Annotated in this window: 23 protein-coding genes and 4 tRNA genes; 13 read left to right on the forward strand and 14 right to left on the reverse strand. The window is 71.3% G+C overall.

Annotated elements, in window-relative coordinates; translation table 11 throughout:
- The first annotated feature begins 64 nt into the window (after positions 1 to 64).
- Positions 65 to 139 (forward strand) — tRNA-Asp (locus PUR26_RS17115).
- 125 nt (positions 140 to 264) lie between these two features.
- Entirely contained in the window at positions 265 to 630 is a 366-nt protein-coding gene (locus PUR26_RS17120) for a DUF6274 family protein (protein ID WP_329873258.1), read from the forward strand.
- A 440-nt stretch (positions 631 to 1,070) separates the two neighbouring features.
- On the opposite strand, the gene bldC is transcribed toward PUR26_RS17120, so the two are convergent.
- The 3 genes from bldC to PUR26_RS17135 all read right to left on the reverse strand — a co-directional run bounded on the left by bldC (position 1,071) and on the right by PUR26_RS17135 (position 2,950).
- A complete protein-coding gene (bldC, locus tag PUR26_RS17125; RefSeq protein WP_003949541.1) occupies positions 1,071 to 1,277 on the reverse strand; it encodes a developmental transcriptional regulator BldC in 207 nt (68 codons plus the stop codon).
- Between the two features lie 472 nt (positions 1,278 to 1,749).
- On the reverse strand, positions 1,750 to 1,878 hold the full coding sequence (locus PUR26_RS17130; RefSeq protein ID WP_329873259.1) for a hypothetical protein: 129 nt from the start codon (positions 1,876 to 1,878) through the stop codon (positions 1,750 to 1,752).
- A gap of 97 nt (positions 1,879 to 1,975) precedes the next feature.
- The gene (locus tag PUR26_RS17135; protein WP_329873260.1) at positions 1,976 to 2,950 is read right to left on the reverse strand and encodes a hypothetical protein; all 975 of its coding nucleotides are present in this window, start codon (positions 2,948 to 2,950) and stop codon (positions 1,976 to 1,978) included.
- A gap of 164 nt (positions 2,951 to 3,114) precedes the next feature.
- Between PUR26_RS17135 and PUR26_RS17140 the strand changes: the two genes are divergently transcribed.
- Complete coding sequence (locus PUR26_RS17140; RefSeq protein ID WP_329873261.1) at positions 3,115 to 4,215, forward strand: Leu/Phe/Val dehydrogenase; 1,101 nt, start codon at positions 3,115 to 3,117, stop codon at positions 4,213 to 4,215.
- A gap of 302 nt (positions 4,216 to 4,517) precedes the next feature.
- Complete coding sequence (locus tag PUR26_RS17145) at positions 4,518 to 4,769, forward strand: DUF3073 domain-containing protein (protein ID WP_329873262.1); 252 nt, start codon at positions 4,518 to 4,520, stop codon at positions 4,767 to 4,769.
- Between the two features lie 194 nt (positions 4,770 to 4,963).
- Here PUR26_RS17145 and purM read toward each other — a convergent pair whose 3' ends face one another.
- The 4 genes from purM to PUR26_RS17165 form a co-directional block, all read right to left on the reverse strand.
- Positions 4,964 to 6,037, reverse strand: a complete 1,074-nt coding sequence (gene purM, locus PUR26_RS17150; RefSeq protein WP_329873263.1) for a phosphoribosylformylglycinamidine cyclo-ligase — start codon at positions 6,035 to 6,037, stop codon at positions 4,964 to 4,966.
- Between the two features lie 35 nt (positions 6,038 to 6,072).
- Positions 6,073 to 7,599, reverse strand: coding sequence for an amidophosphoribosyltransferase (gene purF / locus PUR26_RS17155; RefSeq protein WP_329873264.1), 1,527 nt, complete (start codon positions 7,597 to 7,599; stop codon positions 6,073 to 6,075).
- 330 nt (positions 7,600 to 7,929) lie between these two features.
- Positions 7,930 to 8,748 carry an META domain-containing protein gene (locus PUR26_RS17160; protein WP_329873265.1) on the reverse strand — a complete coding sequence of 273 codons (819 nt, stop codon included), beginning with the start codon at positions 8,746 to 8,748 and terminating at the stop codon, positions 7,930 to 7,932.
- A gap of 172 nt (positions 8,749 to 8,920) precedes the next feature.
- Complete coding sequence (locus PUR26_RS17165; protein WP_329873266.1) at positions 8,921 to 9,712, reverse strand: maleylpyruvate isomerase family mycothiol-dependent enzyme; 792 nt, start codon at positions 9,710 to 9,712, stop codon at positions 8,921 to 8,923.
- A 94-nt stretch (positions 9,713 to 9,806) separates the two neighbouring features.
- Here PUR26_RS17165 and PUR26_RS17170 point away from each other — a divergent pair, with 94 nt between their 5' ends.
- Entirely contained in the window at positions 9,807 to 10,211 is a 405-nt protein-coding gene (locus PUR26_RS17170) for a nuclear transport factor 2 family protein (RefSeq protein ID WP_329873267.1), read from the forward strand.
- 236 nt (positions 10,212 to 10,447) lie between these two features.
- On the opposite strand, the gene purL is transcribed toward PUR26_RS17170, so the two are convergent.
- The 3 genes from purL to purS form a co-directional block, all read right to left on the reverse strand.
- The gene (purL, locus tag PUR26_RS17175; RefSeq protein WP_329873268.1) at positions 10,448 to 12,697 is read right to left on the reverse strand and encodes a phosphoribosylformylglycinamidine synthase subunit PurL; all 2,250 of its coding nucleotides are present in this window, start codon (positions 12,695 to 12,697) and stop codon (positions 10,448 to 10,450) included.
- Between the two features lie 91 nt (positions 12,698 to 12,788).
- On the reverse strand, positions 12,789 to 13,469 hold the full coding sequence (purQ, locus tag PUR26_RS17180) for a phosphoribosylformylglycinamidine synthase subunit PurQ (RefSeq protein WP_329873269.1): 681 nt from the start codon (positions 13,467 to 13,469) through the stop codon (positions 12,789 to 12,791).
- The gene (purS, locus tag PUR26_RS17185) at positions 13,466 to 13,711 is read right to left on the reverse strand and encodes a phosphoribosylformylglycinamidine synthase subunit PurS (RefSeq protein ID WP_329873270.1); all 246 of its coding nucleotides are present in this window, start codon (positions 13,709 to 13,711) and stop codon (positions 13,466 to 13,468) included. The genes purQ and purS overlap by 4 nt, the downstream gene beginning before the upstream one ends.
- 311 nt (positions 13,712 to 14,022) lie before the next feature.
- On the opposite strand from purS, the gene PUR26_RS17190 reads away from it, so the two are divergent.
- The 8 genes from PUR26_RS17190 to PUR26_RS17225 all read left to right on the forward strand — a co-directional run bounded on the left by PUR26_RS17190 (position 14,023) and on the right by PUR26_RS17225 (position 19,097).
- Complete coding sequence (locus PUR26_RS17190; protein ID WP_329873271.1) at positions 14,023 to 14,349, forward strand: histone-like nucleoid-structuring protein Lsr2; 327 nt, start codon at positions 14,023 to 14,025, stop codon at positions 14,347 to 14,349.
- A gap of 88 nt (positions 14,350 to 14,437) precedes the next feature.
- Positions 14,438 to 14,509 (forward strand) — tRNA-Gly (locus PUR26_RS17195).
- A gap of 79 nt (positions 14,510 to 14,588) precedes the next feature.
- Positions 14,589 to 14,661, forward strand: a tRNA-Gly gene (locus PUR26_RS17200).
- Between the two features lie 323 nt (positions 14,662 to 14,984).
- Positions 14,985 to 15,944, forward strand: a complete 960-nt coding sequence (locus PUR26_RS17205) for an ABC transporter ATP-binding protein (RefSeq protein WP_329873272.1) — start codon at positions 14,985 to 14,987, stop codon at positions 15,942 to 15,944.
- Position 15,945: 1 nt separating this feature from the next.
- Positions 15,946 to 16,710, forward strand: a complete 765-nt coding sequence (locus PUR26_RS17210; RefSeq protein WP_329873273.1) for an ABC transporter permease — start codon at positions 15,946 to 15,948, stop codon at positions 16,708 to 16,710.
- Between the two features lie 40 nt (positions 16,711 to 16,750).
- Positions 16,751 to 18,397 carry a sensor histidine kinase gene (locus PUR26_RS17215; RefSeq protein ID WP_329873274.1) on the forward strand — a complete coding sequence of 549 codons (1,647 nt, stop codon included), beginning with the start codon at positions 16,751 to 16,753 and terminating at the stop codon, positions 18,395 to 18,397.
- A complete protein-coding gene (locus tag PUR26_RS17220; protein ID WP_329873275.1) occupies positions 18,394 to 19,002 on the forward strand; it encodes a response regulator transcription factor in 609 nt (202 codons plus the stop codon). The genes PUR26_RS17215 and PUR26_RS17220 overlap by 4 nt, the downstream gene beginning before the upstream one ends.
- Before the next feature lie 22 nt (positions 19,003 to 19,024).
- A tRNA-Gly gene (locus PUR26_RS17225) sits at positions 19,025 to 19,097 on the forward strand.
- Positions 19,098 to 19,164: 67 nt separating this feature from the next.
- On the opposite strand, the gene PUR26_RS17230 is transcribed toward PUR26_RS17225, so the two are convergent.
- From PUR26_RS17230 to purD, 4 genes are all read right to left on the reverse strand, one after another.
- Entirely contained in the window at positions 19,165 to 20,064 is a 900-nt protein-coding gene (locus tag PUR26_RS17230) for a phosphoribosylaminoimidazolesuccinocarboxamide synthase (RefSeq protein WP_329873276.1), read from the reverse strand.
- A gap of 196 nt (positions 20,065 to 20,260) precedes the next feature.
- The gene (locus PUR26_RS17235) at positions 20,261 to 21,718 is read right to left on the reverse strand and encodes a N,N-dimethylformamidase beta subunit family domain-containing protein (protein WP_329873277.1); all 1,458 of its coding nucleotides are present in this window, start codon (positions 21,716 to 21,718) and stop codon (positions 20,261 to 20,263) included.
- A 378-nt stretch (positions 21,719 to 22,096) separates the two neighbouring features.
- A complete protein-coding gene (locus PUR26_RS17240; RefSeq protein WP_329873278.1) occupies positions 22,097 to 24,151 on the reverse strand; it encodes a hypothetical protein in 2,055 nt (684 codons plus the stop codon).
- 227 nt (positions 24,152 to 24,378) lie between these two features.
- Positions 24,379 to 25,629: a phosphoribosylamine--glycine ligase gene (gene purD / locus PUR26_RS17245; protein ID WP_329873279.1), complete on the reverse strand. Its 1,251-nt coding sequence runs from the start codon at positions 25,627 to 25,629 to the stop codon at positions 24,379 to 24,381.
- Between the last annotated feature and the right edge of the window lie 20 nt (positions 25,630 to 25,649).

Below are 25,649 nucleotides of genomic sequence, written 5' to 3' on the forward strand. Positions count from 1 at the left end.
GACCCGACCCTCTGACCTGCTGTACAGTTTCTCTCGCAGCCAAGAACAACCGGCTGCGAAACCTGGTCCTGTGGAGCAGTTTGGAGTGCTCGCCACCCTGTCAAGGTGGAGGCCGCGGGTTCAAATCCCGTCAGGACCGCAGAAGAAGCAGTAAGGAAGGCCCGGATCCTCTTCGGATCCGGGCCTTCTGCCGTCTTGACTGCGTCAACCGCCACCGGTACCCAGGCATCAGGGAAGCGGGGCCCCTCGTCGGAGGTGACGCGCATGGCGGCGGCATCCACAGTCAGGCACGAGACTCGCGCGCTGCTGCGCGCACATCTGGCGGCGGCGTCCGGCTATCGCCACGCCACCGAGCGCTGCGCCGTCTGCCGGCGCCTCCTGAGACTCGCGATGGAACTCCCGGACGACGCCTTCGACTCGTACGAGAGCGACGCGTACGAGGGCGCGGACGGCTGCCCGGAGGGTCCAGGAGCTTCGGGCGACGGCCCGCGGGAGCCGGAGGGCCCAGGAGGCCCGGACGGCCTGACGGCCGGCCGGATCGGGGTGGCGGGCGCCACCGCCCCGGAGGACGGCCCTCGGGACGGCCCGGAGAGCGGCAGCGGCAATCCGGCCCGCGCTCCCCGGTCGTGACGGCACGACAGCCGGCCGGAGCCGGCGACGCGTCGCCCGGCCACCGCCGGGGCCTCCACGGGTCACCGCGGAGTCCACGCCGCGGAATCCGCGGTGTCCAGGCACCCCGCCGAGAGCGGGATGGGCGCGCTCCCAGTGGCGTCAGACCCTCCCGGATGGGGCCATCGGGGTGTGACGCGAGTCACCGAATCAGTTTTGGAAACCGCTTAACTTACACCCCGCCTACAAACGACCAATTTAATATGTGCAATTGCACCACCTCTCGAACCGCGCCCGGAGCTTCCCGGCGAGGCCGTGGGCGGGCATGAAAAAATCGCGCTGGACCCGGCGGAGTCCAGCGCGATCGATGACGAAAGCCCGTTGGGGCAGGCACCCGTCGGTCGAGCCATGGGCTGGGCGTACCGGGTTGGGGGACCCGGAATGCCCGGTGGTACGGGGTGTTACGCCTCGCTGCGCTGCTGCGGAATGCCCGCGAGCAGCGCACGAACCTCTGCCTCGCGGTAACGGCGGTGTCCACCAAGCGTGCGGATGGACGTGAGCTTGCCCGCCTTCGCCCAGCGGGTCACCGTCTTCGGGTCCACGCGGAACATCGTGGCAACCTCAGCGGGGGTCAGCAGCGGCTCGGCATCAGGGGTGCGAGCGGTCATGAGCGGCCTCCTCGGGAGAACCGAACCTTCTCGGTTCTTTCCTCTAAATTCTGCACCTTGACCCGCGTTGCCCGAAATGGCGGACGCGAGCCGAGTCGGTTATAGGACGAACGGCTTGTCCTCGGCACTACAACTACACCATCTGTCCAGCCACGTTCGGCCAAACCGATGGAATTGCCCTCTCAGGTGTTCATCAGCGGCGGAAGCCGATGGACCATGCCATAGCGGACAGTCACGTCACAGTGACGATCAGTCACAGAGCGATCAGGAGCCATCAGACCCCCCATAGAGTGCATTGCTGAGCATTCCGCCCATGGCAGGACGGAAGGAACCCTCCCCGGACTCCTTGTCCTATTTTGGCACGAGGTCGGGCGATGGGCGCAAGAGCCCCGTTAGTGCTATCCGTCACGCTTGAGTCAAAGGCCCGGATCGGGACCTAGGACCCGGTCCACGTCCGGGGCCTCGGAGAGGCTCAATCACCCACGGGGAAATGAACCGTCTCAAATACCCCGAAAGCCGCAATGGTCACAAGAATCACCATGGGTGCAATGAGAGCAATCAGTGCGGTGAGCCAAGTGAAGCCTGTGAGCTCGCCGAGCACAATGAGCATGGTGTGCCCGGTGAACCAAGTGAGGGACAAAGCCGTGAGGCACGTCGTGAGGCAAGTGAACACGATGCCGCCGCCGGCTCCGGCGGACTCAGTTGGCGAACTGCAGGTACCGCACCGCCCGCCACCGTTCCATCAGGCGCCCGTACGCCTCGCCCGCGGCCTCACCGTCGCCGGCGCGCAGCGCCGCGAGGCCCTCCGCCACGTCCGCCGCCGACCTGTCCTCCGCCAGCTGCTCCCCGGACAGGGCGTGCACCAGGCCGCCGTAGTCCAGTTCGACCAGCGAGCGCGGATGGAACTCCTCCAGCCATCGCCCCACGTCGACCAGGCCCTCGATCAGCGGACCCTCGTCGCTCGCCTCACGGAGGGCCTTCAGCGCCCGGGCCACCCGCCGCCGCGCCTCGACCATGGGGGTCCGGTATCGCAGCACGGGCACCCCTCCGACCCCGGTGTGCCTTCTGCCCCCTGCAGCCTCCTGAGCCCCGGAGGCCCCTCCGGCCTTTTCCACCTCTCCTGCCCCTGCTGGCTCTCCCGCCGCACCCGCCGCACCCGCCGCTCCCGACTCACCCGCCTCACCCGCCTCACCCGCCGCAACGTATTCCCGTTCCTCGTCGGAGAAGAGCACGAACCAGCGGACGGGCACCTGCCAGACCGCCGTCCGGATCCACGGCCGGGCGTCCGGGTTGACGCCCCGCCAGCGCTCGTGGTCGGCCGCCGCCTGCTCACGCACGACCGGCGGGAGCACCGCGTCCAGCAGCGCGGCGGGAAGCAGACCCGGCAGCTCCTCCAGGGCGAGCCAGCCCCGCAGCCGGGTGCGCCACGGACAGACGCACACGACGCCCTCCACCTCCGTCACGAAGGCGTCCCCGCTCTCGTGCACCGGCACCGGCGGGGTCGGCAGGAGATCGGCGAGCGAACGGCGCAGCTCGTCCTGGGCCGTGACGGCGGTCCCGAGCCGGGCATAGCGCGCCCAGTGATCGCGCTCGGCCTCGGGAAAGGCCGCCAGGGGCTCGTACACCCGCAGGTAGGAGGCGTACGGAACGGGGACCGAGGACGCGGCAGGCATGCCGCGAATCCTTCCACGCCGGTACGCCCGGTACTCCAGGAGAGGGTGATCCTCCACACTGCGTCGGCCCTACGCCCAGGTAGGACTTACTCTCTTGCCGAACAGGTCCCTCCCCACCCACAGGGGGGACCTCAATCGCCGCCTCGTACTTGGGAGTCACCACCGTGACCGATGTGACCGGCGTTCCTGACGTTTCTGCTGACGTGTTGCACACCCTGTTCCACTCCGACCAGGGTGGCCACGAACAAGTGGTGCTGTGCCAGGACCGCGCCTCCGGCCTCAAGGCCGTCATCGCCATCCACTCCACCGCCCTGGGCCCCGCCCTCGGCGGCACCCGCTTCTACCCGTACGCCTCCGACGAGGAGGCCGTCGCCGACGCGCTGAACCTCTCGCGGGGCATGTCGTACAAGAACGCCATGGCCGGGCTGGAGCACGGCGGCGGCAAGGCCGTGATCATCGGGGACCCGGAGCAGATCAAGAGCGAGGAACTCCTGCTGGCCTACGGCCGGTTCGTCGCCTCGCTCGGCGGGCGGTACGTCACCGCCTGCGACGTCGGCACGTACGTGGCGGACATGGACGTCGTCGCCCGCGAGAACCGCTGGACGACCGGCCGCTCCCCCGAGAACGGCGGCGCCGGCGACTCCTCCGTGCTCACCGCCTTCGGGGTCTTCCAGGGCATGCGCGCCTCGGCCCAGCACGCCTGGGGAGACCCGGCGCTGAAGGGCCGCAAGGTCGGCGTGGCCGGCGTCGGCAAGGTCGGGCACTACCTGGTCGAGCACCTGCTCCAGGAGGGCGCCGAGGTCCTCATCACGGACGTGCGCGAGGAGTCGGTGCGCCGTATCACCGACAAGTTCCCGCAGGTCACCGTGGTCGCGGACACCGAAGCCCTGATCCGCGTCCCGGGGCTGGACATCTACGCCCCGTGCGCGCTCGGCGGCGCGCTGGACGACAGCACCGTCCCCGTCCTGACGGCGAAGGTGGTGTGCGGCGCGGCCAACAACCAGCTCGCGCACCCGGGAGTGGAGAAGGACCTCGCCGACCGCGGGATCCTCTACGCGCCCGACTACGTCGTCAACGCGGGCGGCGTGATCCAGGTCGCCGACGAGCTCCACGGCTTCGACTTCGACCGGTGCAAGGCCAAGGCCACGAAGATCTTCGACACCACGCTGGCAATATTCGCACGTGCGAAGAAGGACGGAATTCCGCCGGCCGCGGCGGCCGACCGGATCGCCGAGCAGAGGATGGCCGAAGCGCGTCGCGGGTAGGCGTGGTTGACAGGGTGGCCCGCCGGGCGCCGGTCGCGCTTTCGCCGAAAGCGAGACATGACTCACGCCGGTCGGCGGGTCGACCCGCAAGAAGAGGTTAAAATCGCAGCTGACCAGCGAGGACGGGGCGCCTCGCGGGTCCTGCTCCGAGGCGCGTCATGCGGGCGGCGTACCGTATGGCCACGGAAGCAGGTACCGTTGAAGCCCTACGGGCCGGTCTCTCCGCGGAGAGCCCGTTCCGACTCATGAACGCGTGTCAAGACTCTGGGGCCGTCGAGCCCCGTCACCGAGGGGGTCGAGCCATGGGGCGCGGCCGGGCAAAGGCCAAGCAGACGAAGGTCGCCCGCCAGCTGAAGTACAGCAGCGGCGGGACTGACCTGTCGCGTCTGGCCAGCGAGCTGGGCGCATCGACTTCGAGTCAACCTCCGAACGGCGAGCCGTTCGAGGATGACGACGAGGAAGACGACCCGTACGCACAGTACGCGGATCTCTACAACGACGATGATGACGAGGACGAGGAGTCCGGTCCTTCGTCACACCGTCGCGGCGCTTGACCCTGCGCTGACCGGAACAACGGCTTCACACAGCTTCATATCGCTTCACCGCTTCACACCGACCCGGTCCGGGCTTCCCCGGACCGGGTTCTGTGCTGCCCGTTTTCGGGGTGCCGCGGTGCCGACCGGAGCGCTTCGGCCCTGGCGCCGCCCGTGCGGCGGCGCCCCGGCACTGCTTCGGTCCCGCTCCGTCCCTACTTCGCGTAGGAGCCGCTGAGGGTCGCACCCGTCGCGTGGTCGCCACGCTCGGTGATCTCGCCCGCGACCCAGGCGTCCACGCCCCGGTCGGCGAGCGTGGTCAGAGCCACGTCGACCGACTCGGCGGGGACGACGGCCATCATGCCGACGCCCATGTTCAGGGTCTTCTCCAGCTCCAGCCGTTCCACCTGGCCCGCCTTGCCGACCAGGTCGAAGACCGCGCCCGGCGTCCATGTCGCACGGTCGACCGCGGCGTGCAGGTGGTCGGGCACGACCCGGGCCAGGTTGGCCGCCAGGCCGCCGCCGGTGATGTGCGAGAACGCGTGCACCTCGGCCGTCCGGGTGAGCGCCAGACAGTCCAGGGAGTAGATCTTGGTGGGCTCCAGCAGCTCCTCGCCGAGCGTGCGGCCGAACTCCTCGACCTGCTCGTCCAGGCGCATGCCCGCACGGTCGAAGAGCACGTGCCGGACCAGCGAGTACCCGTTGGAGTGAAGACCGGAGGACGCCATGGCGACGACCACGTCCCCCGAACGGATGCGATCGGCACCCAGCAGCCGGTCCGCCTCGACCGCGCCGGTGCCGGCACCCGCGACGTCGAAGTCGTCGGGACCCAGCAGGCCGGGGTGCTCGGCGGTCTCGCCGCCGACCAGCGCGCAGCCGGCCAGCACACAGCCCTCGGCGATGCCCTTGACGATCGCCGCGACCCGCTCGGGGTGGACCTTGCCGACACAGATGTAGTCGGTCATGAACAGCGGCTCGGCACCGCAGACGACGATGTCGTCCATGACCATGGCGACCAGGTCGTGGCCGATGGTGTCGTACACACCCAGCTGGCGGGCGATGTCGACCTTCGTACCGACGCCGTCGGTGGCGGAGGCGAGGAGGGGGCGCTCGAAGCGCTTGAGGGCGGACGCGTCGAAGAGGCCGGCGAAGCCGCCCAGGCCGCCGAGGCCCGCGACCTCCGGGCGCTGCGTCTTTTTCACCCACTCCTTCATCAGCTCGACGGCGCGGTCGCCCGCTTCGATGTCGACGCCCGCGGCTGCGTAGCTGGCACCAGTGGTCTCAGACATGACGGTGAGAACTTTCGTGTCGTACTGCGGGAGTCTTACGGGCGACGGAGCGCGTCGGCCGCTGCCGTGGCGGCCGGGCCGGCGGCCAGCTCGGTCTCCAGAAGCTGCTTGCCCAGCAGCTCGGGGTCGGGCAGATCCATCGGGTACTCGCCGTCGAAGCAGGCGCGGCACAGGTTCGGCTTGTCGATGGTCGTGGCCTCGATCATGCCGTCGATGGAGATGTACGAGAGGGAGTCGGCGCCCAGGGACTTGCCGATCTCCTCGACCGTCATGCCGTTGGCGATCAGCTCGGCACGGGTGGCGAAGTCGATGCCGAAGAAGCACGGCCACTTCACCGGCGGGGACGAGATCCGGATGTGGACCTCGGCCGCGCCCGCCTCGCGGAGCATCCGGACCAGCGCGCGCTGGGTGTTGCCGCGGACGATCGAGTCGTCGACGACCACCAGGCGCTTGCCCTTGATCACTTCCTTGAGCGGGTTGAGCTTCAGACGGATGCCCAGCTGGCGGATCGTCTGCGACGGCTGGATGAAGGTCCGGCCGACATAGGCGTTCTTGACGAGTCCCGCGCCGAAGGGGATGCCGCTGGCCTCGGCGTAGCCGATCGCGGCAGGAGTGCCGGATTCGGGCGTCGCTATGACCAGGTCCGCGTCGGCGGGGGCCTCCTTCGCCAGTTTCCGGCCCATCTCCACCCGGGAGAGGTAGACGTTCCGGCCGGCGATGTCGGTGTCGGGACGCGCCAGGTAGACGTACTCGAAGACACAGCCCTTGGGCTTCGCTTCCGCGAATCGGGAGGTCCGAAGACCGTTCTCGTCGATCGCGATCAGCTCGCCCGGCTCGATCTCCCGGACGTAGCTGGCGCCGCAGATGTCGAGAGCGGCGCTCTCCGAGGCGACCACCCAGCCGCGCTCCAGGCGGCCGAGGACCAGCGGGCGGATGCCCTGCGGATCACGGGCGGCGTAGAGCGTGTGCTCGTCCATGAAGACGAGGGAGAAGGCGCCCTTGACGTCCGGGAGGATCTTCGCGGCCGCCTCTTCGATGGTGAGGGGCTTGCCGTCGTCGTCCACCTGGCCCGCGAGCAGCGCGGTGACCAGGTCGGTGTCGTTGGTGGCCGCCACCTGCGTGGCACGGCCGTTCTCCTTGGGGAGGCCGGCGACCATCTCGGCGAGCTGGGCCGTGTTCACCAGGTTGCCGTTGTGTCCGAGAGCGATGGAGCCGTGGGCGGTGGCCCGGAAGGTCGGCTGCGCGTTCTCCCACACGGAGGCGCCAGTGGTCGAGTAGCGGGCGTGACCGACCGCGATATGACCCTGGAGGGAACCGAGAGAGGTTTCGTCGAAGACCTGGGAGACAAGTCCCATGTCCTTGAAGACGAGGATCTGGGAGCCGTTGCTGACCGCGATTCCCGCGGATTCCTGGCCCCGATGTTGGAGGGCGTAGAGCCCGAAGTACGTGAGCTTTGCGACCTCTTCACCCGGCGCCCAGACACCGAAGACGCCACAAGCGTCCTGGGGGCCTTTTTCGCCGGGAAGCAGATCGTGATTGAGTCGACCGTCACCACGTGGCACGCCACCGAGTGTAGGCGAGATCGACCACTGGTCCGAATTGGGGAAGCGGCGCCGGGCCCCCGCGGACGCCGTCCCTCCGCTGCGCACCGCGCTGACCTGGGACCTTTCAGCGGTAATGCGGCGCGGGGGATGTGACGGAGCTCGCAGTGGGCCCATCGGCTACCCGCCGGTACCACTCACCGGCCGCGACCACCGGTCCGCCTGGCCCTTCCCGGCCGGACGGACATACGGGCGGGCGGGTGGACGGACGGGCGGGCGGACAGGCGGGCGGGCGGACGGGCCGCCGCCCGGCCCGGTGCTCACGCCGCCGGCCCGGTGCTCGTGCCGGCCCTACTTGGCGCTCACGTCGGCCGCCTCGGCCGCGAACCCCGAGCCGTTCGGGGCGGTGAGGGTCAGCGTCCGGTGCTCGATCGTGTAGCGCACCTTTCCGGCCATCGCCTTGAGCAGGGCGCGCTCCAGGTCCATCTCCGGTCCCGGACACAGCCTGCGCGTGGTGGCGACCCGGCCGAATGTGATCGTCGAACCGTCGGTCGTGGTGGTGGAGGTGAAGCTGTTGCAGCCGAGGCTGCCGCGTACGGTGCCGTCCTTGGCGAAGACGAAGTGCGCCTTGCCCTCCGTGCCGGACGGCAGCGAGGTCGCGGTCTCCCCGGAGGTCAGCGAGTCGACCTTCCACTCCGTACCGGCCAGCGGCGCGGGCGGCTGCTCGGTGAGCGTGACCTTGTCCCCGCCGGCGGTCGTGAGGGTCAGCGTGCCGTCCGACAACGTGCCCTTGAGTTCGCCCTGGAACGCCGACCTGAGGACGTTCTCGAAGCCCTGAACCGGCTCCGGACAGGCCATCTCCGTCATGGCACCACCGCTGACGGTCACCGTCTCGCCCTCCACGGACGCCTTGGCGGTGAACTGGTTGCAGCCGTAGTTGCCCTTGGCCCCGCCCTTGTCGTCGATCCGGACATGGGCGCCCGCCGGCGCCGCGGTCCTCTTCCCGTCGACCGTCACGCTCTTCACGCTCCAATGGACGCCCGTGACCGGCAGATCGGTGGCGACCGAGCTGCCACCGTCGCCCGCTCCGGATCCGGATTCGGTGCCGCACGCCGTCAGGGCGAGGAGCGCTGCCACGGCGGCGACCGTCGTGAGGTGCTGCTTCTGCATGGTCCGCATGCGGATGGGACGGGGCCGAAGGGCCTCCGGTTCCCGCCTTCTCGCGGGCGCCGCGCGGGCGGGTCCTCGCGCCCGTCGCGCCGCGGGCCGACGCGCACGGCCCGCCCCTCCCGAGGACCGGGCCGCTCGCTCACGGTCCGCCCCGTCCGGGCCGCCGGGCCGCTCAGCCCATGATCGGCACCAGGTTCGCCAGGTCGGCCCGTTCACCGCTGGCGCTCACCAGCGTGGCCTCCACGGCGTGCGCCCACGTCATACGGCCCGTGGCGAGACGGATCCAGGTGAGCGGGTCCGTCTCCACGACGTTGGGCGGCGTGCCACGGGTGTGGCGGGGCCCCTCGACGCACTGCACGACCGCGTAGGGCGGCACCCGCACCTCGACGGACCCGCCCGGCGCCTTCACGGCCAGCGCGTCGGCGAGCAGCCTGGTGCAGGCGCCCAGCGCCTGCCGGTCGTACGGGATCCCCAGCCCGGTCGCGTCGTTCAGGTCGTCGGTGTGGACGATCAGTTCGACGGTACGGGTGACCAGGAAGTCCCCCAGCGGCATGGCGCCGAACCGCATGGGCACCAGGCGGTCGTCCGGGGCGCCGGCCAGCGACACGGCGAGACCCGCCTCCGTGCGGGCGAAGAGCTCTTCGACGGGCGCGCTCGCCGCGAACGCCCGGGTGTCGTCGTCGACCCGCGCCGCGGCGGTCACCGTGGCGAAGGGCCAGTCCAGCAGGGCCATTTCCTGCTTCGGCGGCTCGGGCTCGTCCAGGTACCGGGCGACCAGGCCGAGCACCATCGCGATGTGCGCGGCCAGCTCCCGGACCGTCCAGTCGCCCAGCCGGGTGGGCTGCGAGAGCTGCTCGTCCGTGAGGGCGAGCGCCCCGACGCGGACATGGTCGAACTGCGCCATCACGGCGGCGCGGATCTTCTCGGGGTCGTAACTGCGGGTGCGCTTCCTGGCCGTAGACATGGGGCGAGGTTAATCCCTCACGCCTGGCAGCGGGCGGAATCCGGACAGACGATGGAAGGGAGGGGGCCCACCGGTTCGGAAGGTGTGAGGAACCATGAGCAAGCACCCGGACATCGCCCTGATCCGCCAGGGCTACACGGCGTTCAACAGCGGTGACATGGACGCCCTCGCGTCCCTCATGACGACGGACTGCGCCCACCACGCACCGGGCTCGAGTCAGGTGTCCGGACACTTCAAGGGCCTCGACAACGTCCTCGCCCACTACCGCTCCCTGTCCGAACTGACCGGCGGCTCCCTGCGCGTCGAGCTGGAGGACGTCTTCCCCGACGGGCGCGGGCACGCCATATCCGTGCACAAGATCTACGCCGAGCGCGGGGACCGCGGCATCGAGATGCGGGGCGGGCTCTTCTTCACGCTCATCGGCGAGAAGATCACCGACATCGACGAGTGCGTCGCGGACATCGACGAGGCGGACGCCTTCTGGGGCACGGCCGGCTGACCCGGCCGACTGCCCCGGCCGGAGGAAAGGCCGTACGCCGCGCGGGGCGGCCCCGCGCAGGCGTGCCCGTGTCCGCCGGGGCACGTGGGACGCCGGGCCACGGACGCCGGGCCATGGACGCCGGACACGCGGACCGGGCCACAGGGGACGCCGGGACACGGACGGCGAACGTACGCGCGCGTGGGCGGAGTCCCCGGCCGGACCGACCGGCCGGGGACTCCGCCCACGGGAAGGCGTCAGGCCAGCAGCGCCGGAATGGTCGCCTCGTGAGCCGTACGGAGTTCGCTCAGCGTGATGGCGAACTCGCCCTGCACGTCGATCTCGTCACCGTCCACGACGCCGATCCGGGTCACCGGCAGCCCGCGCGCCCCGCACATGTCGTTGAAGCGGAGCTCCTCGCTGCGCGGCACCGACACGACCGCGCGGCCGGCCGACTCGCTGAGGAGGAACGTGAACGCGTCCAGCCCGTCGGGGACGATCAGCCGCGCACCCTTCCCGCCCCGCAGGCACGACTCGACGACCGCCTGGATCAGACCGCCGTCCGACAGGTCGTGCGCCGCGTCGATCATGCCGTCGCGGGAGGCCGAGATCAGGATCTCGCCCAGCAGCTTCTCCCGGTCCAGGTCCACGGCCGGGGGCATGCCGCCCAGGTGGTCGTGCACGACCTCGGACCAGGCCGAGCCGCCGAACTCCTCACGCGTGTCGCCCAGCAGGTAGAGGAGCTGGCCCTCTTCCGCGAAGGCGATCGGCGTACGGCGGTTGACGTCGTCGATCACACCGAGGACGGCCACGACCGGCGTCGGGTGGATCGCCACGTCGCCGGTCTGGTTGTACAGCGACACATTGCCGCCGGTCACCGGCGTACCGAGCTGCAGACAGCCGTCCGCCAGACCGCGTGTGGCCTCCGCGAACTGCCACATGACGGCCGGGTCCTCGGGCGAGCCGAAGTTCAGGCAGTCGGAGATGGCGAGCGGCTTGGCACCGGAGGCGGCGACATTGCGGTACGCCTCGGCCAGCGCGAGCTGCGCGCCCGTGTACGGGTCGAGCTTCGCGTACCGGCCGTTGCCGTCCGTCGCCATGGCCACGCCGAGGTTGGTCTCCTCGTCGATCCGGACCATGCCGGCGTCCTCGGGCTGGGCGAGCACGGTGTTGCCCTGCACGAAACGGTCGTACTGGTCCGTGATCCACGCCTTGGACGCCTGGTTCGGGTGCGCGACCAGCTTCAGCACCTGCTCGCGCAGCTCGGCCGAGGTGGCCGGGCGCGGGAGCTTGTTCGCGTCGTCGGCCTGGAGCGCGTCCTGCCACTCCGGGCGCGCGTACGGCCGGTGGTAGACCGGGCCCTCGTGCGCGACGGTCCGCGGCGGGACATCGACGATCTGCTCGCCGTGCCAGAAGATCTCCAGGCGCTCGCCGTCGGTCACCTCACCGATGACGGTGGCGATGACGTCCCACTTCTCGCAGATCTCCATGAACCGGTCGACCTTGTCCGGCTCGACGATCGCGCACATGCGCTCCTGCGACTCGCTCATGAGGATCTCCTCGGGCGAGAGGGAGGAGTCGCGCAGCGGCACGTTGTCCAGCTCGACGCGCATGCCGCCGGTACCGGCGGACGCCAGCTCGCTGGTCGCGCAGGACAGACCCGCGCCACCGAGGTCCTGGATGCCCGCGACGAGGTCCTCGCGGAAGATCTCCAGGGTGCACTCGATGAGGAGCTTCTCCTGGAACGGGTCACCGACCTGGACCGCGGGCCGCTTGGTCGGCTTGCTGTCGTCGAAGGTCTCGGACGCGAGGACCGAGACTCCGCCGATGCCGTCGCCGCCGGTGCGGGCGCCGTACAGGACGACCTTGTTGCCGGGGCCGGACGCCTTGGCGAGGTGGATGTCCTCGTGCTTCATCACGCCGATGCAGCCGGCGTTGACGAGCGGGTTGCCCTGGTAGCAGGAGTCGAAGACGACCTCGCCGCCGATGTTCGGCAGGCCCAGGCAGTTGCCGTAGCCGCCGATGCCGGCGACGACGCCCGGCAGGACGCGCTTGGTGTCGGGGTGGTCGGCCGCGCCGAACCTCAGCGGGTCGACGACCGCGACCGGGCGGGCGCCCATCGCGAGGATGTCGCGGACGATGCCGCCGACGCCGGTGGCCGCGCCCTGGTAGGGCTCGATGTAGCTGGGGTGGTTGTGCGACTCGACCTTGAAGGTCACGGCGTAACCCTGGCCGACGTCCACCACACCGGCGTTCTCACCGATGCCGACCAGCATGGCGTCGTTCTCGGGCGTCTTCTCGCCGAACTGCTTCAGGTGGACCTTGCTGCTCTTGTACGAGCAGTGCTCGGACCACATGACCGAGTACATGGCGAGCTCGGCACCGGTCGGACGCCGGCCGAGGATCTCGCGGATGCGCTCGTACTCGTCCTGCTTGAGGCCCAGCTCGGCCCACGGCTGCTCGACGTCCGACGTCTCGCCCGCGTGCTTGACGGTGTCGAGAGTCATGCCGCGCCCCCTTCGTGTACTTCTCCGCCCGCGCGGCGCAGAGGCGCGGCGTTGTTCTTCGTCTGCGGCCCGGCGGCCGCGCGCGCGCCGTTCACGAGGCGACCAACTTCTTGAGGATCGAGGTGAAGAATCCGAGCCCGTCGGTGCGACCGGTGCCGACCAGCGGCTCCACGGCGTGCTCCGGGTGCGGCATCAGGCCGACGACGTTGCCGGCGGCGTTGGTGATGCCGGCGATGTCCCTCAGCGAACCGTTCGGGTTGAAGTCGAGGTAACGGAACGCGACCCGCCCCTCGGCCTCCAGCTCGTCGAGCGTGCGCTCGTCCGCGACGTACCGGCCGTCCATGTTCTTCAGCGGTACGGAGATCTCCTGGCCCGCTTCGTAATCGGAGGTCCAGGCGGTTCCGGCGTTCTCGACCCGCAGCTTCTGGTCACGGCAGATGAAGTGCAGGTGGTTGTTCTGCAGCATCGCGCCGGGCAGCAGATGCGCCTCGGTGAGGATCTGGAACCCGTTGCAGATGCCGAGGACCGGCATACCGGCCCTGGCCTGCTCGATGACCGTCTCCATCATCGGCGAGAAGCGGGAGATGGCTCCGGCCCGCAGATAGTCGCCGTAGGAGAAGCCACCCGCGAGGACCACCGCGTCGACCTGCTTGAGGTCCTTGTCGCGGTGCCACAGCGGGACGGGCTCGGCGCCCGCGAGCCGGGCGGCGCGCAGCGCGTCCCGGTCGTCGAGCGTGCCGGGGAAGGTGACGACTCCGATACGAGTGGTCACGACTCCACCTTCACGACGAAGTCTTCGATGACGGTGTTGGCGAGGAAGGTTTCGGCCATCTCGTGGATGCGGGCGAGGGCGGCCTCGTCGACCGGTCCCTCCACATCCAGCTCGAAGCGCTTTCCCTGGCGGACGTCGGCGATCCCCTCGAAACCGAGGCGGGGCAGTGCGCGCTGCACCGCCTGGCCCTGCGGGTCGAGGATCTCCGGCTTGAGCATGACGTCGACTACGACGCGTGCCACTGGCACTCCCGGTGGTGTGTTGCGTGGGCGGTTCCCTCAGCGTACCTGTCTCCAAAATCTACGCGGGTAGATAACTGTAGAACCCTACAAAACGGCTCTGGAAAATTCCGGAAAAGAATCGGAGTGGACATTGCGCGGGACACGCTCAAGCAATTGGCTGGGCTTCACAATGCGGCGCCTTCCGCTGTACAAAGGAATACAGAGGAATGCAGCATTGCCCCTCGACAGCCGTATAGCCGGTGTCGCCGCATGTCATCCGTGTGACAGAGACACGCGGAGGCGCGGCACACCACGGGAAAGGACCGATATCCGTGGCGCAGCGCGTAGTGGTCACGCTCTCCGACGACATCGACGGGGGCGAGGCGGCGGAAACGGTGACGTTCGGACTCGACGGCAAGTCGTACGAGATCGACCTCAATCCCGCCAATGCAAAGAAACTGCGCAAGGTCCTGGCCCCCTACATGGCGGCCGGCCGGAAGCAGACGAGCATGGACAAGTCCCGCAAGGCGTACCACCACACGCCGGTCGCCCCCGACCCCGCGGCCGTGCGCGCCTGGGCCCAGTCCCACAAGATGGACGTGCCGGCCCGCGGCCGCATCCCCAAGAAGGTCTACGAGGCGTTCCACGAGGCGGGCTGAGCACCGAGTTGCACTGCACCCCCGGTGATCCGCTAGAGTCTGGAGCACGCCGAGGGGCAAGGCCGAAAAGCCGGGCCCGACGCAGCGTGCGGGTGTAGTTCAGTAGTAGAACATCCCCCTTCCAGGGGGAAGGCGCAGTGTGCAATTCCTGTCACCCGCTCTACATCGCTTACCAACCACTCCGGTGGATCAGGTACAGTGGTGTTCGCACCGCCCGGTGAGAGCCGAGCGGCAGCAATGCGGACGTGGCTCAGTTGGTAGAGCATCACCTTGCCAAGGTGAGGGTCGCGAGTTCGAATCTCGTCGTCCGCTCAGAGTGCGAAGGCCCCGATCAACACGATCGGGGCCTTTGTCGTTCCCCGGGCCGGGATGATCCGGCGCCCGGCGGACATCCTGGCGCGGGGAACGGATTCCCGGCGGTCGGGGCTGCCCCCGGGGCCGTGCCGTGGGGGCGTACTGCCGACGGGCGCGCTGTCGGCGGCGTGCGTGGGGGCGTGCTGCCGGGCTGGGGGGACGTGCGGCCGGCGTCCGGCACCGCGTGTGATGCGGAACACGGCACCGGCGATGACATTTGTCATCGGGGACGGTGACAGCGCGCACTGCCCTCCCCCGCCGGCCGGCGGAAGCCTTGAGACATGACCACCGACCAGTACGACCCCGGCCGCGGCCCCGATCCCGGCCCCGACCCCGGCCTCGTGATCGAGGCCGACGAGGTCCGGCGCAGTTACGCCGGCGGCTTCGAGGCCGTGGCCGGAATCTCCTTCTCCGTGACGCGTGGCGAGGTCTTCGCCCTGCTCGGTACGAACGGCGCCGGAAAGACCTCCACCATGGAGCTGCTGGAGGGGCTGGAGCGGCCCACCGGCGGCGCGATACGCGTACTCGGGCACGACCCCCATCGCGAGCGGGCCGCGGTACGGCCCCGGGTGGGGACGATGCTCCAGGAGGGCGGCTTCCCCTCCGAGCTCACGGTCACCGAGACCGTGCGGATGTGGGCGGGGTGCACCAGCGGTGCCCGGCCCGTCGGCGAGGCGCTGGACCTGGTCGGGCTGGGCGCCCGGGCCCGCGTACGCGTCAAGCAGCTCTCCGGCGGGGAACGCCGTCGGCTCGATCTGGCGCTGGCCGTGCTCGGCCGGCCGGAGGTGCTCTTCCTCGACGAGCCGTCCACCGGACTGGACGCGGAGGGCCGCCGGGACACCTGGCGATTGGTGCGGGAACTGCGGGACGCCGGTACGACCGTGGTGCTGACCACCCACTACCTGGAGGAGGCCGAATCGCTGGCCGACCGGCTGGCGATCATGCACCGCGGGCGGATCGTGACGGCCGGGACCCCGGCGGAGGTGACGGCCTCCCGGCCCGCCCGCATCCGCTTCGCTCTGCCCGACGGCATGCCGGCCGGGCGGCTTCCCCTGTCGCTGCGGGCCGCCGAGTCGGGGCGGGGCGTGGAGATCCGGACCCACGACCTCCAGGAAGCCCTGGGCGAACTGCTCCGGTGGGCGCGGGAGGCGGACGTACGGCTGACCGGGCTCGACGCCCGCTCGGCCTCCCTCGAAGAGGCGTTCCTGGAGATCGCGCAAACGGAAACGGCGGGTGTCTGACATGACGACGGCGACAGAGCGCCTGGGTGCGCTGGGGCGGGCCGAGCTGACCCTCCTCGTACGGAACCGGACCACGATGTTCGTGGCGCTGCTGATGCCCGTGATGATGGTGGGCGCCATGAAGGCCTCGCTCGACCAGGTCGACCTCGGCGGGAGCGGGATGAACGTCGTCGAGGCGGCGATGAGCGGCGGGATCGTGATGGTCCTGATCCTCGTCGTCTACCTCAACCTCGTCGCCGTCTACGTGGCACGACGCGAGGAGCTGGTGCTCAAGCGACTGCGCACGGGCGAGGCGTCGGACCCGGAGATCCTCTCGGGGGCGGCGCTGCCCTCGGCGGTGATCGCGCTGGCGCAGTGCGCGGTGCTGGTGGTGGCGGGCACGGCGTTCCTGGACATGGGCGGACCGGAGCGGCCCGGACTCCTCGTGGCCGGGGTGCTGCTGGGGACCGTACTGCTGACCCTGCTCGCCGCCGCGACGGCCGCTCTCACACGCAGTGTGGAGAGCGCACAGGTCACCACGATGCCGCTGTTCATGGTGTCGGCGATCGGTTCCGGACTCTTCGTGCCGCTGGACGTCCTCCCGGAGAGGATCGCCACGGTCCTCGAACTCCTTCCGGTGTCCGGGGTGATGACGCTGGTACGGGCCGGCTGGCTCGGCGGCGGCGACACCGGGGAGCTCGTGGGGGCGGCGCTGACCGTGCTGGCCTGGACCGTGATCTCGGTGTTTGCTGTTCGGCGATGGTTCCGCTGGGAGCCCCGGCGCTGAACCGGGCGCGGACGGGGGCTGCGAGGGGGAGGGGCAGGGCATGGCGAGGCTCACGGGCTGGTGGAGCGGCAAGAGCAATCCGGTGAAGGTCGAGCTCTATACGCGCTGGTCCTTCCACGTGATCTTCCTCATCGAGGTCGCGGGGGTCGGGCTGGCCGCGCTGGGCGGTGAGCGTGGCCCGCTGGGCGGCTGGTTCATCCTGCTGGTGGGCGCGCACGCCCTGCTGTGCGGAGTCCTGGCGAAGCGCGCGCTGGACTGGATCCTCGGCCGGCGCGAGCGCCCCTACCGGCTGATGGCCGCGGTCGCGGCGGTCTCGGCGGGCGGCGCGGCCGGGGCACTGGTGATGGACGGCCTCGACGGGCTGAAGCAGCCTTCGACCGCCGTCGCCCTGGTCACCGGTCTGATCAGCTTCGCCCTGGGCGGCCTGGTGCTGTGCCTGGCCAAGGCGCGGCACATGCTCGGTCTGGTGCTCGCCGCCGCGGCGGGCGTCGCGGTGATGGGCGCCGCGGCCGGGCTTCCGCCCGCCCGGGTGTTCGGCTTCGCGTTCGGCGTCCTCCTCGGAGGATTCGCGACCGCCTTCACCTTCGGCTTCTCGGGCTGGCTGCTCAAGGCGGTCTGGGAACTGGACGCGGCACGCGAACTCCAGGCCAGGCTCGCGGTCGCGGAGGAGCGGCTGCGCTTCGGGCGCGACCTGCACGACGTGATGGGACGCAATCTTTCGGTGATCGCGCTGAAGAGCGAACTGGCGGTGCAGCTGGCGCACCGGGGCCGGGCCGAGCAGGCCGTGGACCAGATGACCGAGGTCCAGCGGATCGCCCGGGAGTCCCAGCGGGAGGTGCGCGACGTGGTGCGCGGCTACCGGGAGGCCGACCTGCGCACGGAACTGGAGGGCGCACGGGGGGTACTGGCCGCGGCCGGGATCGTCTGCACGATCCCGTCGGTCGATGTGACGCTGCCCGCCCCGGTCCGGTCGGCGCTCGGCTGGGTGGTCCGGGAGGCCGCCACGAACGTCCTGCGGCACGGTGACGCGAGGCGCTGCACGGTCGCGTTGACGGCTGCGGACGGGCGGGCGGTCCTGGTCGTCGAGAACGACGGGGCGGGCGTCGGTCCGGGAGCCGGGGAGGGCGCGGACGGAGACCTGGAAGCGGGTCGGGGAGCCGGTCAAGGGGCGGATTCCTCCCCGCCGTCCGGTTCCGGAACCGGTTCCGGAACCGGTCTCGCGGGGCTGCGGGAGCGGCTTGCCGCGCTGGACGGCACCTTGGAGGCCGGGCGCCTGAACGGCGACCGCTTCCGGCTGACGGCACGGATACCGGTGGCCATCGACGAGGGAACCGAGGCGGATATGACGCCCTGGATCGGGGCGGAGGAAACGAGCCCGGCGGGATCCGAGGGCTCCAAAGGACCCGAGGGGTCCGAGGGATGTGACGGGTCCGAGGGTTACGAGGGATGCGGGAAGCCCGGAAAATCCGGGGGTGCGGGGGAATCCGGGCGAGTGGGGGAATCCGGGGGAGCCGACAGCCCCGGGAAATCCGGGGAGACCGACGGCCCCCGGAAATCCGGGGAGACCGACGGCCCGGGGAAATCCGGGGAATCCGGCGGAACCGCGGCATCCGGAAGAGCCGGGACACCGGAGGAAATGTCAGCGCGTCCCGGGACGCACCGTGCTCATGAGGTGGATGCGGCATGACCGTACGCGTACTGCTCGCCGACGACGAGCATCTGATCCGGGGAGCGCTCGCCGCGCTGCTCGGGCTGGAGGACGACCTCGTCGTCGTGGCCGAGGCGGCGTCCGGTCCCGAGGCGCTCGCGATGGCCCGCGCCCACCGGCCCGATGTCGCGGTGCTGGATCTGGAGATGCCGGGCGCCGACGGTGTGAAGGTCGCCACATCGCTCCGGACGGACCTGCCCGGTTGCCGCACCATGATCGTGACCAGTCACGGGCGGCCCGGACACCTGAAGCGGGCGCTCGCGGCAGGGGTGCGCGGCTTCGTGCCGAAGACCGTCAGCGCCCAGCGGCTCGCCGAGATCATCCGCACCGTCCACGCGGGAAACCGTTACGTGGACCCGGAGTTGGCCGCCGACGCGATCTCCGCGGGTGACTCGCCGCTGACCGCGCGAGAGGCCGAGGTGCTGGAGCTGGCGGCCGACGGCGCGCCCGTCACGGAGATCGCCCAGCGGGCGGCCCTGTCCCCGGGAACCGTGCGCAACTACCTCTCGTCGGCCGCCACGAAGCTGGGCGCGGAGAACCGTCACGCGGCCGTGCGTCTCGCCCGCGAGCGAGGTTGGGTATAGTGGTTCCCGCGCTACGGCGCATGCGGACGTGGCTCAGTTGGTAGAGCATCACCTTGCCAAGGTGAGGGTCGCGAGTTCGAATCTCGTCGTCCGCTCGGAAAAGAAGCCCCCGGCCTTCCGGCCGGGGGCTTCTTCGTCGTCCGCCGCGGGACCCGGGGCTTCCTACTGCCAGCTCTTGCCGGTCAGCAGCTCGTACGCCTCCACGTACTTGGCACGCGTCGCGTCCACGACCTCCTGCGGCAGCGGGGGCGGCGGCAGCTCGCTCGCGCGCTCCCAGCCCGAGGCCGGCGAGGTCAGCCAGTCGCGGACGTACTGCTTGTCGTACGACGGCTGGGCGCGGCCCGGCTCCCAGGTGGCGGCGGGCCAGAACCGGGAGGAGTCCGGGGTCAGCACCTCGTCCGCGAGGACCAGGTCGTCTCCTTCGTAGCCGAACTCCAGCTTGGTGTCCGCGAGGATGATCCCCCGCTCACGGGCGATGTCCCGGGCCCGGCTGTAGACGGCGAGCGTCGTCTGGCGCAGATGGGCGGCGGTCTCCGCGCCGACCTCCCGGGCCACCTCCTCGTACGACACGTTCTCGTCGTGGTCGCCGACGGCCGCCTTGGTGGCCGGGGTGAAGATGGGCGCGGGGAGCTCGGAGCCGTCCGAGAGGCCCTCGGGCAGGGCGAGGCCGCAGACCGTGCGCGAGTCGTTGTACTCGGTCAGCCCCGACCCGGTGAGGTAGCCGCGGGCCACGCACTCGACGGAAACCATGCGCAGCGGCTTGCAGACGAGCGTGCGGCCGGCCCAGTCGGCCGGGGCCCCGGCGGGCAGCTCGGTCGAGATGACGTGGTTCGGGATCAGGTCGGAGAGCCGCTCGAACCACCAGAGCGAGAGCTGGGTGAGGACCCGGCCCTTGTCCGGGATCTCGGAGCGCAGCACCCAGTCATAGGCGGAAATACGGTCACTGGCGACCATCACGAGGTCGCCCGCCTCGTTCCGGTACAGGTCCCTCACCTTGCCGGTGTGGAGATGCACCAGGCCCGGCACCTGCAGCGGCTCGGGCTTTTCGACGAATCCGGACACGGTTCCTCCCCGTGGTTCTGTCCAATCGGATCCGATTCTCCCGCATGCGGAGCCCCAGCTTCGGACAGGGGTCGTCCAGGGCACCCAGGGCGTGTCCCGGGAGACCGCCGGGCCCGGACGCCGCGTCCCGGACGCCGCCGTGCGGGCGGGGCGTCGCGTCCCGGGCGCCGCTGTGCGGGGCGGGCCCCGGGAGTGCCTAGTCCCGTTTGCAGATCCGGTCCAGGAGGTTGGCCGTGGCGCGCTGGACGCGCTGGTCCACATGGCCCGGCCGGTCCAGCGCGGGCGTCCAGGAGAAGGTGCCGGAGGCGAAGACGAGGGCGCCCGAGGGGGCTCGGTAGAGCGAGGTCTCCTGGTGGCGGGTCGTGCCCTCGGCGTCCCGATAGGGCGAGTGGGCGAGCAGGATGCGTCCCTCGTGCTCGGGGAGGGCGGTGCGCGGGAAGTAGCGGTCGGCCTCCCCGGCGACCAGACCGGGCAGTTCGTCGCCCTCGCCCGCGCCGGTGGCCTCCCACAGCCAGTGCTTCGCGTTGCGCACCACCAGGGGGTGCGGCTGGGCCACCCGGCCCGCGTACTGGATGCCGAGCAGCTGCTGCTCGGGGCGGTCGGCCTCGCGCCAGAGGGCCGACTTGCCGGGGCCGCGGCGTTTGCGGCAGGTGAGCAGCCGGTCGGGGGCGCCGGAGGGGGCCGGGGAGAGCTCGACCTGCCAGTACATGGTGTTGGCCGAGAGGAAGACCAGCGAGGTGCCCTGGTCGCGGGCGTGCTCGACGGCCCGGCGCATCGGCGTCGACCAGTACTCGTCATGGCCGGGGAAGACCAGTCCCCGGTACCGCGTCGGATCGATCCGGCCGGCGTGCAGGTCGCGGGCGTCGGCGTACGCGAGGTCGTAGCCGTACCGCTCGGCCCAGCGGATGAAGTCGTAGGAGTGGCCCACGTGCAGGGGCAGGCCCGCACCCGCGTAAGGGCGGTCGAAGGAGACCGTGAGGGCCGCGTCCTTCTCGCCGAGCAGACGCCCGTCCTCGTCCCACGCGTGGTAGAGGCTGGCGCCCGTACGGCCGTCCTCCGGATAGAGGTTGTACGCCTGCCAGGTGACGTCGGGCAGGACCAGGAGCAGATCGGCCGGGTGGCCGTCGCGGACGGTGAAGGGGATGTGGGAGCGGTAGCCGTCGGCGGTGGTGAGGACGGCGACGTACGCGCCGATCGACCAGTACGAGGGGATCTGCAGCCGCCAGGAGAGCCACCAGTGGTGGCAGGAGACCGTCCGGTCGGCGGTGAGCGGGGGTGGCTGGACGATGCCGGAGAGACGGGGGCTGGTGGTGATCTTGGAGGCGCCGTCGCCCGCGTAGTGGCCGATCCGGTAGATGTCGGCCGAGAACTGCTGGGGCGGGTCCACGGTGATGTGGAAGTCGATCGCCTCACCGGGGGCCACGGCACCGGTGGAGGCGAAGCCCTTGATCTGCCGGTGCACGTCGTCGGAGGCGCGGGGCCCGCGGCCGCCCCGGGCGGGGGCGGCGTCGGCGTACCAGGCGACGACCTGGCCGGTGTCCCCGAAGTACTGCTCGCTGCCGCGCAGCCAGGGCAGCGGGCCCTGGCCGAACGGATCGTCGACGGCATGGGCGAGGGCCCCCGATTCCCACCGCCGAATCTGTTCCGCCCCCACGCTGCGCCCCTCCCTCGGCTCCCCCGGAAGCAATGCCGTTGTCCGCGGCGACTCTTGACGCCGCCTCACAGCACATCACATAACGCACGCGAGCCGTCACCGTTCGTCGCTAATGGACAGAATCGGAATGCTGTATTCCGTTCCGAATGCGCCGGTGCGGACCGCCGTCCACCCGTAGGTACCACCCGGCTCGGGGGAAGGGGAGCGAAAGCGAGGGGAAGCGAGGGCTGGGAGGGCGGGGGAGGGCGGGGGAGGACAGGCGGGATTCAGGGCATCGGCCCGGGGGCAGCGGCCGGTGTCCGGTGTCCCCGTCCCGCGTCGTGGGTCGCGAGCCCCGCGTCGCGGGTCGTGGGTCGCGGGTCGCGGGTCGCGAGTCGGTCAGACGAGGCGTACGGGCTTCTCGGCGCGTACGCCGACGGTGGCCAGCCAGTCCCGCAGGGGTTCGGGATCCGCGTCCTCGATGAGGGTCAGGACGCGGGAGGCCAGGTCCACCCGGCGCTTGCCGTCGACGAGGAGGGTGGGGCCGTCCAGCCAGTCGAGGCCGGGCACGGCGCCGGCGGTGTCGACGGCGGCGCAGCAGACCATGGCCGTGACGTGGTCCGTGAGCAGCTCCCGGCCGGTACGGGGCGGCTGCAACGGGAAGAGCGGCAACTCGTCGGCGCCCCAGACATGCGAGAGGTCCACGGAGCCGGGTGATACGGCCGGGCCGGTCGCCAGGGCGCCGCCGGACGGGCCGCCGGACGGGGGGCCGGTCTCCGTCCCGATCGGGAGCCCGGGCTCACCGACGGGCTCGACAGCGGGCTCGGCGGACGGCGCGGCCCCGGTCGCGGACGACGGGGAGGCGGGGTCCGGCGTCCGGGCCGCCGCGGAGGCGTCCACCGCCAAGGCGTCCGGGGCGGGGGCGTCCGGAGCGGGGGCCGGGGTCCGGCCCGGGCCGGTGGCCGGGAAGGGCGCGGACGCGGTGGCCGTGGGCGGGGGCGGGGGGATGTCCCCGGCCTCCTCGCGGGCGACCTCCGCGCTGATCGCCGCGGCGAGGGCCTCGCCGCTGCGCCGCGCCAGATGGTCCATCACCCGTGCGAGGGTCGGGCCGTCGGACACGTCCGGCCCGGCACCCAGGGGCACGTCCCGGTCCACGTCCGGTACGTCACCGGGGAGCGAGGCACCCTTGCGGGGGCCGGCTTCGAGGCCGGCGTCGGTGCCGGGCGTCCCGGCCGGGGCCTCGGGGGCCGTTTCCCCGCCCAGCCGGTCCAGCACACGGTGCAGTCGGGCCGCCTCCGTACGCCATTTGCGGTCGACGACCTCTTCCGGATACCGCTGCCAGTCCACCGGGGCCCAGTCGGGGCCCGCCTCCGCCGGCCCGCCGTGGAAGAGGCGGGCGGCGAGCAGCGAGGCGGCCTCGTCGACGAGTCCGGGTTCTTCGAGGAGGTCGCAGGCGGGCCGCTCCCCCAGCCGGGAGGTGAAGCCCTCGGCGAGCCGGTCCCGCCGGGACAGCTCGGTGAGGGCCGACACCACGCCCGCGTCGAGCCGGGACGGCCAGCGGCCCATGCGCCAGGCCGGCAGCGCGACCCGGGTCAGCAGCCGGTCCCAGCCCGCGTAGGCCAGACCGACCTGCTCCTGGGCGACGATCCGCAGCCCGTAGTCCACCGTCTGCGCACGCTCCGAGGCGGCGGCGGCGACACCGCGCTCCATCTCGGCGGCCTCGTCACGACAGCTGCGCAGCAGCAGCCGGACGACGGCGCCGGCGGCTCGCGCGCCCGCTCGCCGTACCGGGTCGAGCCCCGTCCGGTCCGACACCGCGATCGCCGCGTCGAGACCGCGCACGAACCGTCGCGCCGCCGCTATGTCCGGATGCGCCGAGGGCCCCGTACCCGCCACGACGGGCGCCAGCACGGCCCGCAGCTCGCCGACGCGCATCCACCAGAGGAAGGGCGAGCCGATCACCAGGACGGGAGGCGTCTCGGAGCGCCGCCCGGCCGGTGCCGCGCGCCCTCGCGCCAGGCCGTGCGCCGGGTGCGAACGGTCCTCCAGCCAGCTGTCGCAGTCGGGCGTCAGCGCTATGGCCGAGGGAGGGGGCACATCCAGCCGGGCCGCCAGGTCGCGGACCATCCGGTACAGGTCCGGGGCGTCGCGCTCGGTCAGCTCCACGGTCGGGGTGAGGGCCGGTCTGGCCCGGGCGATCAGGAGCGCGACGGCCGCGGCTGCCAGCAGCACCACGACGGCGACGATCGACACCAGCCAGCGCGCGGCGTCCCAGCCCGCACCGACGAGGTGCCCGGTGGCGCCGCCCGCCAGCAGTACGACGGCGAGGGCTGCGGGGACCAGCGCGACGGCCAGCGCCCTGCCACGGACGCGCAGCACGCCGACGGCGCGGGCACGTGCGGCCAGCGCACCCCGCTCCCTGCCCGTTTCGGTACCGGAATCGGAATCGGACACGGCCTCGTCACCCCCTCATTGCCCTGCGGCGGACTGCCTGGCGGCGGTGTAGGTCACTCCCCCACTGTGGCACCCGCCACTGACATCGCAATGCCGGTGGGCCAAGTGCCGGAACGCCTGCGCGGCACCCTAGTTGGGCTGTCGGCAGGCGTCATCCGGATGGCCCAGTCGTCACTCGATGGAATGGCTTTGGGCAAAGGTGAAGACGGTTCAGCGGCGCTCGGGGTTCACTCCCCCGCGGCCTTGCGCGCGATGTCCGTACGGTGCTGCGAGCCGTCGAGGCGGATGCGCTCGACCGCCGCGTACGCCCGCTCCCTGGCCTGGGTCAGGTCCTTGCCGGTCGCGGTGACCGACAGGACGCGGCCGCCGGCGCTGACGATCGCGTCGCCCTTCCGCGCGGTCCCGGCGTGCAGGACGTACGCGTGGGGGGCATCCTGCGCCGCGACCGTGTCCAGGCCCTCGATGGGGTCACCGGTGCGCGGGGTGCCGGGGTAGTTGTGCGAGGCGACGACCACCGTGACGGCGGCGTCGTCGCGCCAGTTCAGCGGCGGCTCGCTGTCGAGGGTGCCGTTGGCGGCGTTCAGCAGGACGCCCGCGAGCGGGGTCCTGAGACGGGCCAGGACCACCTGGGTCTCCGGGTCGCCGAACCGGGCGTTGAACTCGATCACCCGCACGCCGCGCGAGGTGATGGCGAGACCCGCGTACAGCAGACCGGAGAACGGCGTGCCGCGGCGGCGCAGCTCGTCGACCGTGGGCTGGAGGACGGTCGCCATGACCTCGTCGACCAGCTTCGGATCGGCCCACGGCAGCGGGGAGTACGCGCCCATGCCGCCGGTGTTGGGGCCCTGGTCGTCGTCGAGCGCGCGCTTGAAGTCCTGGGCGGGCGTCAGCGGCAGCACGGTCGTGCCGTCGGTGATCGCGAAGAGGGAGACCTCGGGGCCATCCAGGTACTCCTCGATGACCACGCGCTCGCAGGAGAGCGCGTGGGCGCGGGCCTGGTCGATGTCGTCGGTCACCACGACGCCCTTGCCGGCCGCGAGACCGTCGTCCTTGACGACGTACGGGGCGCCGAAGGCGTCGAGCGCCTCGTCGATCTCGGCCGGGGTGGTGCAGACGTAGCTGCGGGCGGTGGGAACGTTCGCGCCCGCCATCACGTCCTTGGCGAACGCCTTGGAGCCCTCCAGCCGGGCGGCCTCCCCGGAGGGGCCGAAGCAGGGGATTCCCGCCGCCCGTACGGCGTCGGCGACACCGGCGACGAGCGGTGCCTCCGGGCCGACGACCACCAGGTCGGCCTGCAGGTCACCGGCGAGGCCGGCCACGGCGGCGCCGTCGAGGGCGTCCACCGGGTGCAGCTCGGCGACCTCCGCGATTCCGGCGTTGCCGGGCGCGCAGTGCAGAGCGGTGACGTCGGGATCGAGGGAGAGAGAGCGGCACAGGGCGTGTTCGCGGGCGCCGCCGCCGATGACGAGGACCTTCACGTGAGCCAGGGTAGCCCGCG

Origin of the sequence: Streptomyces sp. SP18CS02, from assembly GCF_036322365.1 — a bacterium.
Taxonomy (GTDB): domain Bacteria; phylum Actinomycetota; class Actinomycetes; order Streptomycetales; family Streptomycetaceae; genus Streptomyces.

Coding starts and splice junctions, on each gene's coding strand:
- PUR26_RS17120 (WP_329873258.1), top strand. CDS start 265: ATGGCGGCGGCATCCACAGTCAGGCACGAGACTCGCGCGCTGCTGCGC.
- bldC (WP_003949541.1), bottom strand. CDS start 1,277: ATGACCGCTCGCACCCCTGATGCCGAGCCGCTGCTGACCCCCGCTGAG.
- PUR26_RS17135 (WP_329873260.1), bottom strand. CDS start 2,950: ATGCCTGCCGCGTCCTCGGTCCCCGTTCCGTACGCCTCCTACCTGCGG.
- PUR26_RS17145 (WP_329873262.1), top strand. CDS start 4,518: ATGGGGCGCGGCCGGGCAAAGGCCAAGCAGACGAAGGTCGCCCGCCAG.
- purM (WP_329873263.1), bottom strand. CDS start 6,037: ATGTCTGAGACCACTGGTGCCAGCTACGCAGCCGCGGGCGTCGACATC.
- PUR26_RS17160 (WP_329873265.1), bottom strand. CDS start 8,748: ATGCAGAAGCAGCACCTCACGACGGTCGCCGCCGTGGCAGCGCTCCTC.
- PUR26_RS17165 (WP_329873266.1), bottom strand. CDS start 9,712: ATGTCTACGGCCAGGAAGCGCACCCGCAGTTACGACCCCGAGAAGATC.
- PUR26_RS17170 (WP_329873267.1), top strand. CDS start 9,807: ATGAGCAAGCACCCGGACATCGCCCTGATCCGCCAGGGCTACACGGCG.
- purL (WP_329873268.1), bottom strand. CDS start 12,697: ATGACTCTCGACACCGTCAAGCACGCGGGCGAGACGTCGGACGTCGAG.
- PUR26_RS17205 (WP_329873272.1), top strand. CDS start 14,985: ATGACCACCGACCAGTACGACCCCGGCCGCGGCCCCGATCCCGGCCCC.
- PUR26_RS17210 (WP_329873273.1), top strand. CDS start 15,946: ATGACGACGGCGACAGAGCGCCTGGGTGCGCTGGGGCGGGCCGAGCTG.
- PUR26_RS17215 (WP_329873274.1), top strand. CDS start 16,751: ATGGCGAGGCTCACGGGCTGGTGGAGCGGCAAGAGCAATCCGGTGAAG.
- PUR26_RS17220 (WP_329873275.1), top strand. CDS start 18,394: ATGACCGTACGCGTACTGCTCGCCGACGACGAGCATCTGATCCGGGGA.